Source organism: Arthrobacter sp. ISL-5 (assembly GCF_018613835.1).
Classification (GTDB): Bacteria; Actinomycetota; Actinomycetes; order Actinomycetales; family Micrococcaceae; genus Arthrobacter.
Genome location: NZ_JAGGPM010000033.1, coordinates 24,939 through 38,451, shown reverse-complemented (window position 1 = coordinate 38,451; position 13,513 = coordinate 24,939). Strand labels below are relative to the sequence as shown.

At 67.4% G+C, this 13,513-nt stretch carries 9 protein-coding genes; all 9 read left to right on the top strand.

The window, feature by feature from the left end; translation table 11 throughout:
* Positions 1-106 precede the first annotated feature (106 nt).
* The 9 genes from J7I89_RS18490 to J7I89_RS18450 all read left to right on the top strand — a co-directional run bounded on the left by J7I89_RS18490 (position 107) and on the right by J7I89_RS18450 (position 13,471).
* Positions 107-1,681, top strand: a complete 1,575-nt coding sequence (locus J7I89_RS18490) for an anthranilate synthase component I (protein WP_214973309.1) — start codon at positions 107-109, stop codon at positions 1,679-1,681.
* A complete protein-coding gene (locus J7I89_RS18485) occupies positions 1,681-2,310 on the top strand; it encodes a Trp biosynthesis-associated membrane protein (protein ID WP_214973307.1) in 630 nt (209 codons plus the stop codon). Before J7I89_RS18490 ends, J7I89_RS18485 begins: the two co-directional genes overlap by 1 nt.
* Before the next feature lie 129 nt (positions 2,311-2,439).
* Positions 2,440-2,727, top strand: coding sequence for an HGxxPAAW family protein (locus tag J7I89_RS18480; protein WP_214973305.1), 288 nt, complete (start codon positions 2,440-2,442; stop codon positions 2,725-2,727).
* A gap of 2 nt (positions 2,728-2,729) precedes the next feature.
* Positions 2,730-3,548, top strand: a complete 819-nt coding sequence (trpC, locus tag J7I89_RS18475; protein WP_214973303.1) for an indole-3-glycerol phosphate synthase TrpC — start codon at positions 2,730-2,732, stop codon at positions 3,546-3,548.
* 95 nt (positions 3,549-3,643) lie between these two features.
* The gene (gene trpB, locus J7I89_RS18470; RefSeq protein ID WP_214973301.1) at positions 3,644-4,972 is read left to right on the top strand and encodes a tryptophan synthase subunit beta; all 1,329 of its coding nucleotides are present in this window, start codon (positions 3,644-3,646) and stop codon (positions 4,970-4,972) included.
* Positions 4,973-4,983: 11 nt separating this feature from the next.
* Positions 4,984-5,772 (top strand): tryptophan synthase subunit alpha, encoded by a 789-nt coding sequence (gene trpA, locus J7I89_RS18465; RefSeq protein WP_214973373.1) that lies wholly within the window; start codon positions 4,984-4,986, stop codon positions 5,770-5,772.
* A gap of 8 nt (positions 5,773-5,780) precedes the next feature.
* Positions 5,781-7,139, top strand: coding sequence for a prolipoprotein diacylglyceryl transferase (lgt, locus tag J7I89_RS18460; protein ID WP_214973299.1), 1,359 nt, complete (start codon positions 5,781-5,783; stop codon positions 7,137-7,139).
* Between the two features lie 265 nt (positions 7,140-7,404).
* Positions 7,405-12,021, top strand: coding sequence for a glutamate synthase large subunit (gene gltB / locus J7I89_RS18455; RefSeq protein ID WP_214973296.1), 4,617 nt, complete (start codon positions 7,405-7,407; stop codon positions 12,019-12,021).
* On the top strand, positions 12,014-13,471 hold the full coding sequence (locus tag J7I89_RS18450) for a glutamate synthase subunit beta (protein WP_214973294.1): 1,458 nt from the start codon (positions 12,014-12,016) through the stop codon (positions 13,469-13,471). Before gltB ends, J7I89_RS18450 begins: the two co-directional genes overlap by 8 nt.
* The last annotated feature ends 42 nt before the right edge of the window (positions 13,472-13,513 follow it).

Below are 13,513 nucleotides of genomic sequence, written 5' to 3'. Positions count from 1 at the left end.
CCACGAAGGCGGACGGGGAGCACCAAGGCGGCCGCTGTCCCCAATGATCAGGCACCCCGCCTGCGAACTCAGGAACCATCCCAGAACAGACGGAGAACCAATAGCCATGCAGGACCTAGGAATCATCAGCCCAGGCCTCGAAGAATTCCGTGAACTCGCCGAGCACAGCCGCGTCATCCCCGTCCGGCTCAAAGTCCTGGCGGACGCCGAAACACCGATCGGCCTGTACCGGAAACTGGCCCAGGGCCAGCCGGGCACGTTCCTGATGGAGTCCGCGGCTGTCGGCGGCGCCTGGTCCCGGTATTCCTTCATTGGCTCCCGTTCCCGGGCCACGCTCACCACCAAGGACGGGCAGGCCCACTGGCTCGGCGAACCGCCTGCCGGCGTTCCGGTTGACGGCAACCCGGTGGATGCCATCCGTGACACGATCGAGGCCCTGCGCACCGACCGGTTCGACGACCTGCCGCCCTTCACGTCCGGCCTGGTGGGCTTCCTCGGCTGGGAAACAGTCCGCCACTGGGAGAAACTCACCAGCCCGCCCGAGGACGACCTGCAGCTTCCCGAAATGGCATTGAACCTCGTCACGGACATGGCGGTCCACGACAACATGGACGGCACTGTCCTGCTCATCGCCAACGCCATCAACTTCGACAACAGCTCCGAACGGGTGGATGACGCCTGGCACGACGCGGTCCGCCGCGTCAAGGAACTCCTCGCGCGCATCAGCACGCCCGTGGCCCAGCCGGTGTCCGTGCTGGAACCTGCGGCCCTGGATTTCGCCGCCAGCGTCCAGGAACGGTGGGACGAAACCGACTACCTGGCCGCCCTCGACCGGGGCAAGGAAGCGATCGTGGACGGGGAAGTCTTCCAGGTGGTCATTTCCCGCCGCTTCGAGATGGAGTGCGGCGCCTCCCCGCTGGACGTCTACCGGGTGCTCCGCAACACCAACCCGAGCCCGTACATGTACATCTTCAGCCTGGAAGACGCGGCCGGGCGCGAATATTCGATCGTCGGTTCGTCACCCGAGGCGCTCGTGACCGTCACGGGCGAGGACGTCATCACCCACCCCATTGCCGGCTCCCGGCCCCGCGGCAAGACCGTGGATGCGGACAAGGCCCTCGCCGAGGAACTCCTCGCGGACCAGAAGGAACGCGCCGAGCACCTGATGCTGGTGGACCTGTCGCGGAACGATCTTTCCAAGGTCTGCGTAGCGGGCTCGGTTGACGTCACGCAGTTCATGGAGGTCGAGCGGTTCAGCCACATCATGCACCTCGTGTCCACGGTGGTGGGCCGGCTGGCCCCCTCGGCGAAGGCCTACGACGTCCTGAAGGCCACGTTCCCGGCCGGAACGCTGTCCGGCGCGCCGAAACCCCGCGCGCTGCGCCTTCTCGACGAACTTGAGCCGCACCGCCGGGGCATCTACGGCGGCGTGGTGGGCTACCTGGACTTTGCCGGTGACATGGACATGGCCATCGCCATCCGCTCCGCGCTGCTGCGGGAAGGGCGGGCCTATGTCCAGGCCGGCGGCGGCATCGTGGCGGACTCCGTCAAATCTGCCGAAGCCCAGGAAACGGTCAACAAGGCGGCCGCACCGCTGCGGGCCGTCCACACCGCGGGCTCGCTGCACAACATCACGCCGGAGTCGGTCACCGAGGCCGGATCCGCCGGGACAGAGTCCTGATGGCGGTTCCCGCAAGTTCCGGGGCGCAGGCCAAGGCCCGCAGCGGCGCGCCGGCGTGGGCACGCAAGTCCACGCTGGTCCTGCTCATCGCGGTGATCGCGCTGGCGGTCTTCGGCACCACCACCCAGACCTGGATGACCGTCAACCTGGACCCCCAGCAGCTGGGCCAGGCCACGGGGCAGGGCGGACTTCAGGTCCAGGGCAGCAAGGCCGCCACGACGGTCACTGCCCTGGCCCTCGTCGCCCTGGCGGGAGGCCTCGCCGCGTCCATCGCCGGCAGGATTGCGCGCTGGATCATCACGGCCATCATCGTCCTGGCGGCAGCGGGCATCATCGCCGCTGCCGCGACTGTTCTCGCGGATCCGCTGGCGGCCGCGCAGGGATCCATCGCCGCGGCCACCGGCGTCACCGGGAGCAGCGCTGACGTGAGTGTCACGGCGTTTCCGGTCCTCGCCGTCGTCGCCGGGATCCTCCTGGCCCTTTGCGGACTGCTGGTGATTCCGGCCGGACGGTACTGGAAGACCCGGACCAAGTACGACGCCGCCGCGCAGGGTTCCGCGGCGCAGTCCGGCCCGGTGGACGAGATCGACAGCTGGGACCGGCTCTCCCGCGGCGACGACCCTACCTGAGGAGCAACCCACCTGAGGAGCGACCCCACCTGAGCAGGAGGGTCACGGAGGCGCGCGCCTGCCCGCGATGCCGAAGGCCGCGCCAAAAAATGGCAGAATGTAAGCAGTATTGATCCTGAGGAGATTCACATGAGCAAAGCCACTGTTTCCGGTACCAAGCCCGCGGCGGCCCCCAAGACACACCACGGCATCGACCACAGCATCGACCTCGGCCACGGCAACAGCCCGGCGGCCTGGACCTGCGTGATCGTCATGCTGGTGGGCGCCCTCATCGCCTCCATCGCCTTCGTCATCGCCAACACCCCCATCTTCGTGGCAGGCGCGGCGGTCATGGTCCTCGGCCTGCTGGCCGGCTACATCATGCGCAAGGCAGGCTACGGCGTGGGCGGCAGCAAGCTGAAGAACGTCGGCCACTAACCGTGACGGTGCTCGATGACATCAATGCCGGTGTCAGGGAGGACATGGAGGCCCGCAAGCGTCTCGTGTCCCTCGCGGAACTGAAGGACCGCGCACTGGCAGCGGCTCCGGCACGGGACGCCTGGGCCGCCCTCGACGGCCCGTCCACCACCCGAGAGCACCTTAAGGTCATCGCCGAGATCAAGCGTCGCAGCCCGTCCAAGGGCGACCTCGCGAACATCGTTGACCCGGCCTCGCTGGCCCAGCAGTACGCCGACGGCGGCGCCGCCGTCATCAGCGTGCTGACGGAGCAGCGCCGCTTCAACGGTTCGCTCGCGGACCTGGACGCGGTCCGGGCCCGGGTGGACGTCCCGCTGCTCCGCAAGGATTTCACGCTCGATGACTACCAGATCTGGGAGGCCCGCGCCCACGGCGCGGACCTTATCCTGCTGATCGTGGCGTCCCTGTCCGATCAGCAGCTGCGCGAATTCAGCGCCCTCAGCCGTGAACTCGGCATGAACGTGCTCGTGGAAACGCACACGCCTGAGGAAGTCGAGCGCGCCGTGGCTGCCGAAGCCCGGATCATCGGCGTCAACGTGCGCAACCTCAAGACGCTCGACGTCGACCGCTCCGTTTTCGACTCACTCGCCGGAAGCATTCCGGCCGGTGCCGTCGTGGTGGCGGAGTCCGGCGTTAGGGGCGCCGACGACGTCGCGCACTACGCGGCGCACGGCGCCAACGCCATCCTCGTGGGGGAGGCGCTCGTCAGCGACGCCACGCCGCGGGAACGCATCGCGGAATTCACCGCGGCCGGGGCGGCAGCGATCGCCGCCCGGGTCTGAGCTCCGCCCAACCGTGGCACCATCCCCTCCGCATGCCGTGCGGGCGGATGGTGCATGACCTCAATTAGTGAAAAGTGAACAGGATGGTGAGACTGATGGCCGAAGCGCCAACAGCCGGCTCTGACGATGGCTCGGTGGATGCATTCCTGCAGGGAGGCACGTCGCTGCGCCACGCTCCGGGACCCTACTTCGGCTCCTACGGGGGCCGATGGATGCCTGAATCACTGATCGCGGCCCTGGACGAACTCGAAGACACCTTTGAAAAGGCCAAGGCCGATCCCGAGTTCACCGCGCAGATCGCCGATCTCAACAAGAACTACTCCGGCCGGCCCTCGCTCCTGACCGAGGCGAAGCGGTTCGCCGAGTACGCCGGCGGTGTCCGGGTCTTCCTCAAGCGCGAAGACCTCAACCACACCGGCTCGCACAAGATCAACAACGTGCTGGGCCAGGCCCTACTGGCCAAGCGCATGGGCAAGACCCGCGTTATCGCCGAAACCGGAGCCGGCCAGCACGGCGTGGCCAGCGCCACCGCCGCCGCGCTGCTCGGACTCGAATGCGTCGTCTACATGGGCGCCGAGGACTGCCGCCGCCAGGCCCTGAACGTGGCCCGGATGGAGCTGCTGGGCGCCACCGTGATCCCGGTGACCAACGGCTCCCAGACCCTCAAGGATGCCATCAACGAGGCGCTCCGCGACTGGGTGGCGAATGTCGGACACACCCACTACCTGCTGGGCACGGCCGCCGGCGCGCACCCCTTCCCGGCCATGGTCCGCTACTTCCACGAGGTCATCGGCGAGGAAGCCCGCGAACAGATTCTCGAGCAGACCGGCCGCCTGCCGGACGCCGTCTGCGCGTGCATCGGCGGCGGCTCCAACGCTATCGGCATCTTCCACGGCTTCCTTGATGACCCCTCGGTCAGGATCTACGGCTTCGAGGCCGGCGGCGACGGCGTGGACACCGGCCGCCACGCGGCCACCATCACGCTCGGCAAGCCCGGCGTGCTGCACGGCGCCCGCTCGTACCTCATGCAGGACGACGACGGCCAGACCATCGAATCGCACTCGATCTCGGCAGGGCTGGACTACCCCGGCGTCGGGCCGGAGCACTCGTACCTCGCCGACATCGGACGGGTGACCTACGAGCCCATCACGGACAGCGAAGCCATGGACGCCTTCCGGCTCCTGTGCCGCACCGAGGGTATCATTCCCGCCATCGAGTCCTCCCACGCCCTCGCCGGAGCCATCAAGGTGGGACACCGGCTGGCGGCCGAAGCGGGCGCCGAGGGCAAGGCATCCGACAAGATCGTGATCGTCAACCTGTCCGGCCGGGGCGACAAGGACGTGGCAACAGCCGCCGAGTGGTTCGACCTCCTGGACAAGGATTCCGCAGAGGCAGCCATCGGCAAGGAAGGGGAACAGCTGTGAGCACGGCGCAGATGACCAGCAAATCGGCGATTGCCATTGACAAGGCCCGGTCAGAGGGGCGGGCGGCCCTGATCGGCTACCTGCCCGCCGGGTACCCCAGCGTTGAGGACACCATCGCCGCCGGCATCGCCCTCGCGCGCAACGGTGCGGACCTGATCGAAGTCGGCATTCCCTACTCTGACCCGGTCATGGACGGCCCGGTCATCCAGGCCGCCACCACCGAGGCGCTGGCAAAGGGCTTCTCCGTCCGCCAGGTGTTCGATGTTGTCGCCGGCATTACGGCTGAGACCGATGCCGCCGTCCTGGTCATGACCTACTGGAACCCCGTCCTCCGGATGGGCGTCGACGAGTTCTCACGGCGCCTGGCCGAAGCCGGGGGAGCGGGCCTGATCACTCCCGACCTGATTCCCGATGAGGCCGCCGAGTGGATGGAAGCCTCCGACAAGTACGGGCTGGACCGGGTGTTCCTCGTGGCGCCGTCATCATCGCCCGAGCGCATGCGGCGGACCGTCGAGGCCAGCCGCGGCTTTGTGTACGCCGTCTCCATCATGGGCGTCACCGGCGCCCGGTCCTCGGTGAGCGCGGCCGCCAAGGGCGTGGTGGCTGCCGCCAAGGAGGCCGGCGCGGAGCGTGTGTGTGTGGGCCTTGGAGTCTCGAATGCCGACCAGGTGGCTGAAATCGCCGCCTACGCCGACGGCGTGATCGTGGGAACAGCCCTCGTGTCCGCCATACGGGACGGCGGAGTGGACGCCGTGGCCAGCCTCACCAAAGACCTCAGCGCCGGACTGACCAGGAAGTAACCTCCAACATGCAGACGTTCCTCACCGCGGCCGCCATGGTCCCCGCGAGCATTCCGAGCCCGGACTGGTCCGGCTTCGACATTCCGCTGCCGTGGGGTTCGCTGCGCATCCACGCGTATGCCCTGTGCATTCTTGCCGGGATCGTCGTCGGCCTGTGGCTGACGTTGGCCCGCTGGGCCAAGCGCGGAACGCCCGAGGGCAGCGTCTGGGACATCGTCATCTGGGCCATTCCGTTCGGAATCATCGGCGGCCGGCTCTACCATGTGTTTTCCTCCCCGGATGCGTACTTTGGTCCGGGATTCGACGGCACCGGCGACCTGTCCCTGATTCCGCAGATCCAGCGCGGCGGCCTTGGAATCTGGGGTGCCGTGGTGCTCGGTGCCTTCGGCGCCTGGATCGGCTGCCGGCGCGCGGGCGTCAAACTCACGGCGTTCCTGGACGCCGCGGCGCCCGGACTGCTGCTCGCGCAGGCAGTGGGCCGCTGGGGGAACTACTTCAACCAGGAGCTGTTCGGCGGCCCCACCACCCTGCCCTGGGGGCTTCAGGTGGACGCCGATAACGCGAACTTCCCCCAAGGCTTCCCGGCCGAGACGCTGTTCCACCCCACGTTCCTGTACGAATCCCTGTGGAACCTCGTGGGCGTTCTCATCCTGCTGGCCCTGGACCGCAGGTTCCATTTCCGCCGCGGCATGCTCTTCTGCATCTATGCCATGTACTACACGCTGGGCCGGGTGTGGATCGAGGCCATGCGCATCGACGACGCTGAGCAGATCAGCCTCTTCGGCATCACCACTCGCCTGAACGTCTGGACCAGCATCTTCGTGTTCATCGCGGCTCTGGCGGTGTTCATCGTGCTGGCCCGCCGCAAGGGCGGCGACCCGGAGGACCCCTACCTCCCGGGCCGCGCGCCTGCCGCCGAGGCGGAGCCCGCTGCCGCCGTCGAAAGTGACTCAAAGACTGCCGCCGTCGGCGACGACAAAACCGCCGCTCCCGCCGTCGACGACGACAAAACCGCCGCTCCCGCCGTCGACAAGGACAAAACGGCCGACGACGGCGACAAGGCACCCGCCGCCGTCGCTGACGACGGCGAGGGGCACGTGCCGGCCGGACGGCGTGCGGCCCGGGCCGCTAGTGACCCGGCCGCCGCTCCTGCCGGCCAGCCCGTCCGTGATGCGGACCCTGTTGTCTCAGATAGTGAATCGCGTGATAATCTGCCTGATAACCAAAGCGGTTCCAGGCGCTCTTCTGCCCCAACGGAAGCAGTACCGGCATCCACCGGCGGCACCGCGTCCGCCATGGAAACGGACACCGGAAAATCCGGTACCAAAGCCACCGGAACCGCGTCGGAAGCTGACGGCTCACGCTAGCTCAGCACCGGCAACCAGGGCAGCAAGAGCCACCGCTCGGAGCGCCCAACACCACAGCGTCGTGGCATCAGGGCCAACACCGGGCAGCATAGAGCTGCTGTCCGGTCAAGCCCGGGCCGGGAGCCTGCGTAACTGTTAGTTCAGCAGCCCTCCCTGCCCTACAATTTCCACTAAGTAACACTTTGTTGTGCCCATCACAGCGGCGCTCTGAGTGGGGCCAACGTTGTCCCTTCCATACGCACGATCAGGAGGAAGGACGTCTCCCATGACCCAAACTCTTCACAGCCCCAGCTGGTCCGAATCGAACCAGCCGGACGCCGCCATGTCACCGTTCAAGCGGTTCGCGGCGCTCCCCGAGGCAGCCGGGCTCTACAACCCGGAGCAGGAGAAGGACGCCTGCGGTCTTGCGATCATCGCCACCCTGCGCGGTGAGCCCGGCTACGACATTGTCGACGCCGCCCTCACCGCCCTGCGCAACCTTGAGCACCGCGGTGCCGTGGGCGCCGACGAGGGAACGGGCGACGGCGCCGGCCTGCTGATGCAGGTGCCGGACGAGTTCTTCCGTGCCGTGACCGAATTCGAACTCCCGGCACCCGGGCAGTACGTTGTGGGCACCGCCTTCCTCCCCGCCGAGCAGCGTGAAGCCGACGCCGCGAAGGCAGGGATCGAAGGCCTGGCCGCCGATGAGGGCCTCACCGTCCTCGGCTGGCGCGAGGTCCCCATCGTGGCCGACCTCGTCGGCGCCATGGCCCGCGCCTGCATGCCCTACTTCTCGCAGCCGTTCTTCGCCTCGTCCACCGGAGAGGAGCTGGAGCGCAACGAGCTCGACTCCCGGGCCTGGCGGATCCGGAAGCGCGCGCAGAACAAGTTCGGCGTCTACTTCCCGTCGCTGTCCTCACGGACCATCGTCTACAAGGGCATGCTGACCACGGCCCAGCTGGAGCCGTTCTACCCGGACCTCTCGGACAAGCGCTTCAAGACCAAGCTGGCGATCGTCCACTCGCGGTTCTCCACCAATACCTTCCCGTCCTGGCCCCTGGCGCAGCCGTTCCGCACCATTGCCCACAACGGTGAAATCAACACGGTCAAGGGCAACCGGAACTGGATGCGCGCACGCCAGTCCCAGCTCGCGAACCCGCTGCTGGGCGGATCCCCGGAAGAGCTGTTCCCGATCTGCACCCCCGGTGCATCGGACTCGGCGTCCTTCGACGAAGTGGCCGAGCTGCTCTGGCTCTCCGGGCGCCCCATCACGCACTCGATCATGATGATGATCCCCGAGGCGTGGGAAAACCACGCCACCATGGATCCGGCACGCCGCGCGTTCTACGAATACCACTCCCTGCTGATGGAACCGTGGGACGGACCGGCCGCCGTGTCGTTCACCGACGGCAACCTGGTCGGAGCCACCCTGGACCGCAACGGCCTGCGCCCGGGCCGCTACTGGATCACCGAAGACGGCCTCGTCGTCTTCGCCTCCGAGGTGGGCGTCATCGACGTCGAACCCTCCAAGGTGGTCAAGAAGGGCCGCGTTTCGCCCGGCAAGATGTTCCTCGTGGACACCGAGGCCGGCCGGATCATCGACGACGAAGAGGTCAAGGCAGAGGTCGCCGCGGCGAACCCGTGGGCAGAGTGGCTCAAGGACAACCTGATCGACCTCAACGAACTCCCGGAGCGCGAGCACGTCGTTCACACGGCCGCGTCCGTGAACATCCGCCAGCGGACCTTCGGCTACACCACCGAAGAGCTCAAGATCCTGCTGGGCCCCATGGCCCGCACCGGTGCCGAGCCCCTCGGCGCCATGGGCTCCGACACGCCTGTGGCCGTGCTGTCCAAGCGCCCCCGGTTGCTCTTTGACTACTTCGTGCAGTCCTTCGCGCAGGTCACCAACCCGCCGCTGGACGCCATCCGCGAAGAGCTGGTCACGTCCCTGATGTGTGCCATCGGCCCGAACGGCAACCTGCTGGACACCAAGCAGGTCCGGCAGCCGCAGGTTTCGCTGCCGTTCCCGGTGATCAACAACGACCAGCTCGCCAAGATCGCCAACATCGAAAGCCCGGACGGCGACAGGATCGCCATGAAGGTCCGTGGCCTGTACCGCCCCGAAGGCGGCGAGAACGCCCTCCGCGCCCGGCTGACCGAAATCTGCGAGCAGGTCTCCGGCGCCATCAACCGCGGTGTGCAGTACGTGGTGCTGTCCGACCGCGACTCGAACGCCCAGTGGGCGCCGATCCCGTCGCTCCTGCTGGTCAGCGCCGTGCACCACCACCTGCTGCGCAGCGCCAACCGCACCAAGACCGCCCTCGTGGTCGAGGCCGGCGACGTCCGCGAGACGCACCACGTGGCCGTCCTGATCGGCTACGGCGCTTCCGCCGTCAACCCGTACCTGGCCATGGAATCCGTGGAGCAGCTCATCGCCGCCGGCGACGTCGTCGGCGTCACCCCGCAGGACGGCGTCTACAACCTCATCAAGGGCCTCGGCAAGGGCGTCCTGAAGATCATGTCCAAGATGGGCATCTCCACCGTGGCGTCGTACACCGGAGCGCAGACCTTCGAAGCGCTCGGCCTCGGCCAGGAGCTCGTGGATGAATTCTTCGCCGGCACGCACTCCCAGCTGGGCGGCGTGGGGCTGGACGTCATCGCGGCCGAGGTTTCTGCCCGGCACCAGATGGCCTACCCCGAGGGCGGCATCGAACAGCCGCACCGCCCGCTCCTGGGCGGCGGCGAGTACCAGTGGCGCCGTGACGGCGAGCCGCACCTCTTCAACCCGGAGACTGTCTTCCGTCTGCAGCATGCCACGCGTGAGCGCCGTTACGACATTTTCAAGGCCTACACCAAGGGCGTGGACGACCAGTCCGAGAACCTGATGACCCTGCGCGGGCTCCTCAAGTTCAAGGACGGCCAGCGTCCCGCCGTGCCGCTCGAGGAAGTGGAGCCGGTCTCCAGCATCGTCAAGCGGTTCTCCACGGGCGCCATGAGCTACGGCTCCATCTCCAAGGAAGCCCACGAGACGCTCGCGATCGCCATGAACCGGCTGGGCGGCAAGTCCAACACCGGTGAGGGCGGCGAGGACGTGGACCGCCTCCTGGATCCGGAGCGCCGCTCTGCCGTCAAGCAGATCGCCTCCGGCCGGTTCGGTGTCACCAGCCTCTACCTGACCAACGCTGACGACATCCAGATCAAGATGGCCCAGGGCGCCAAGCCCGGCGAGGGCGGCCAGCTGATGGCCCAGAAGGTCTACCCCTGGGTTGCCCGCACTCGCCACTCAACGCCCGGCGTCGGACTGATCTCCCCGCCCCCGCACCACGACATCTACTCCATCGAGGACCTCGCGCAGCTCATCTACGATGCCAAGCGCGCCAATCCTTCGGCCCGGGTGCACGTCAAGCTCGTTTCCGAGGTGGGCATCGGCACCGTTGCCGCCGGTGTGACCAAGGCGAAGGCCGACGTCGTGCTCGTTTCCGGGCACGACGGCGGAACCGGCGCCTCGCCGCTGAACTCGCTCAAGCACGCCGGTGTCCCGTGGGAGCTGGGGCTCGCAGAGACCCAGCAGACCCTGATGCTCAACGGCCTGCGCGACCGTGTGGTGGTGCAGGTGGACGGCCAGCTCAAGACCGGCCGCGACGTTGTCATTGCCGCGCTGCTCGGCGGCGAGGAATTCGGGTTTGCCACGGCACCGCTGGTGGTGGAGGGCTGCATCATGATGCGCGTCTGCCACCTGGACACCTGCCCCGTCGGCGTCGCCACGCAGAACCCCGAACTGCGGGCCCGCTTCACGGGCAAGCCCGAGTTCGTGGTCAACTTCTTCGAATTCCTGGCCGAGGAAGTCCGCGAAATCCTCGCAGAACTTGGCTTCCGGAGCATCGAGGAAGCGATCGGCCACGCGGAAATGCTGGACACCCGCGAAGCGATCAACCACTGGAAGGCCGAAGGCCTGGACCTCGACCCCATCCTGCACGGGCTGGAGTTCGACGACGACGCGCCGCTGCGCAACCTCACCGGCCAGAACCACGAGCTGGACAAGCACTTCGACCAGCGGCTCATCACCATGGCCGCCGAGGCGCTGACCGACCGCAGCCCGGTGAAGATCGCCGTCGACGTCATCAACACGGACCGCTCCGTCGGCACCATGCTGGGCCACGTCGTGACCAAGACGTTCAGCACCGACGTGCTGGCGACGGACACGATCGACATCACGCTGACCGGCACCGCAGGCCAGTCGCTGGGCGCCTTCCTGCCCGCCGGCATCACCCTGCGCATGTACGGCGACTCCAACGATTATGTGGGCAAGGGATTGTCCGGCGGCCGCATCATCGTCCGCCCGGACCGCACCAACGTGTTCCAGGCCGAGAGCAACGTGATCGCCGGCAACGTGATCGGTTACGGTGCCACCAGCGGCGAGATGTTCCTGCGCGGCCAGGTGGGCGAACGCTTCCTGGTGCGCAACTCCGGCGCCACGGCGGTTGTCGAGGGCATCGGCGACCACGGCTGCGAGTACATGACCGGCGGCCAGACCCTCATCATCGGCCGGACCGGACGGAACTTCGGTGCGGGCATGTCCGGCGGAACGGCCTACGTGCTCGACCTGCGGATCACCCGCGTGAACAAGCAGGCGCTGGAATCCGGTGAACTCCAGCTCCAGGAGCTGGATGCTGAGGACCGCGACATCGTCCACGGCCTGCTGGTCAAGCATGTCGAGGAAACTGAATCCCAGCTGGCCGAGCGGCTGCTCGAGAACTTCGATGACACCGCTGCCCGCATAACCAAGGTGCTGCCGCGCGATTACGCGGCCGTCCTGCAAACCCGTCTGAGCGCCATCGAAGAGGGCCTGGACCCCGACGGCGAAGAAGTTTGGTCTCGAATCCTGGAGGTGACCGGTGGCTGATCCACGCGGATTTCTGAAAGTACGTCAGCGTGAAACCCAGCCACGCCGCCCCGTTCCCGTCCGCATCATGGACTGGAAGGAAGTCTACGAGGCCCAGGAAAAGGGTGTCCTCAAGAGCCAGGCCGGCCGCTGCATGGACTGCGGCGTGCCGTTCTGCCACCAGGGCTGCCCGCTGGGGAACCTGATCCCCGAGTGGAACGACCTCATGTGGCGGGACAAGGGCGAGGAAGCGATTGAGCGGCTGCATGCCACCAACAACTTCCCCGAATGGACCGGCCGCCTGTGCCCGGCACCCTGCGAGGCGTCCTGCGTGCTGGGCATCAACCAGCCCGCTGTGACCATCAAGCAGGTTGAGGTGTCCATCATCGATGAGGCCTTCGACAACGGCTGGGTCAACCCGCTGCCGCCGGCTCGCCTGACCGGCAAGACGGTCGCCGTCGTGGGTTCCGGCCCCGCAGGCTTGGCTGTCGCACAGCAGCTGACCCGCGTGGGTCACACCGTGGCCGTGTACGAGCGCGACGACAAGATCGGCGGCCTGCTGCGCTACGGCATCCCCGACTTCAAGATGGAAAAAGAGCAGGTGGACCGCCGGCTCGAGCAGATGAAGGCTGAAGGCACCCGCTTCCGCACGGGCGTCGCCGTCGGCACGGACGTGACATGGGAGCAGCTGCGCCGGCGTTACGACGCCGTCGTGATCGCCACCGGCGCCACCGTTCCGCGTGATCTGCCGATCCCGGGCCGCGAGCTCGAGGGCGTGCACTTCGCGATGGACTACCTCGTACCGGCGAACCGCGTCGTGGCGGGGGAGACGGTCGAGAACCAGATCCATGCCAAAGGCAAGCACGTGGTGATCCTCGGCGGCGGCGACACCGGCGCCGACTGCCTCGGCACCGCGCACCGCCACGGTGCGGCATCCGTGACCACCCTGGCCATCGGTAAGCAGCCTCCCGTGGAGCGCGCGGGCCACCAGCCGTGGCCGACGTTCCCGACGCTCTTTGAAATGGCCAGCGCCCACGAAGAGGGCGGTGAACGCACCTACCTCGCCTCAACCGTTGAGTTTGTCGGCGAAAACGGCAAGCTCACTGGCGTCAAGGTTGCCGAGACCGAATTCGTTGACGGCAAGCGCCTCCCGAAGGCCGGCACCGAGCGGATCATTCCCGCCGACCTGGTGTTCCTGTCCCTGGGCTTCACCGGAGCCGAACCGGCGGGAATCGTCGAGCAGGTCAGCGCGGAGTTCGACGGGCGCGGAAACGTGGCCCGCGACGGCTACTACATGACCAACACTGAAGGCGTGTTCGTGGCCGGTGACGCCGGACGCGGCCAGTCGCTCATTGTGTGGGCCATTGCCGAAGGGCGGGCCGCCGCAGCCGCGGTGGACAAGTTCCTGATGGGAAGCACGATTCTTCCCGCTCCTGTGGCCCCGACCGACCGGGCCATCGCCGTCCTGTAGCGCAGCCTGGGGGTGAAGTTCACCTCCGCGACAACTTAACCA

Excerpts from the sequence above, each read along its gene's own strand:
- gltB (WP_214973296.1), top strand. The coding sequence starts at position 7,405 with ATGACCCAAACTCTTCACAGCCCCAGCTGGTCCGAATCGAACCAGCCG.
- J7I89_RS18480 (WP_214973305.1), top strand. The coding sequence starts at position 2,440 with ATGAGCAAAGCCACTGTTTCCGGTACCAAGCCCGCGGCGGCCCCCAAG.
- J7I89_RS18490 (WP_214973309.1), top strand. The coding sequence starts at position 107 with ATGCAGGACCTAGGAATCATCAGCCCAGGCCTCGAAGAATTCCGTGAA.
- trpB (WP_214973301.1), top strand. The coding sequence starts at position 3,644 with ATGGCCGAAGCGCCAACAGCCGGCTCTGACGATGGCTCGGTGGATGCA.
- lgt (WP_214973299.1), top strand. The coding sequence starts at position 5,781 with ATGCAGACGTTCCTCACCGCGGCCGCCATGGTCCCCGCGAGCATTCCG.
- J7I89_RS18485 (WP_214973307.1), top strand. The coding sequence starts at position 1,681 with ATGGCGGTTCCCGCAAGTTCCGGGGCGCAGGCCAAGGCCCGCAGCGGC.
- trpA (WP_214973373.1), top strand. The coding sequence starts at position 4,984 with ATGACCAGCAAATCGGCGATTGCCATTGACAAGGCCCGGTCAGAGGGG.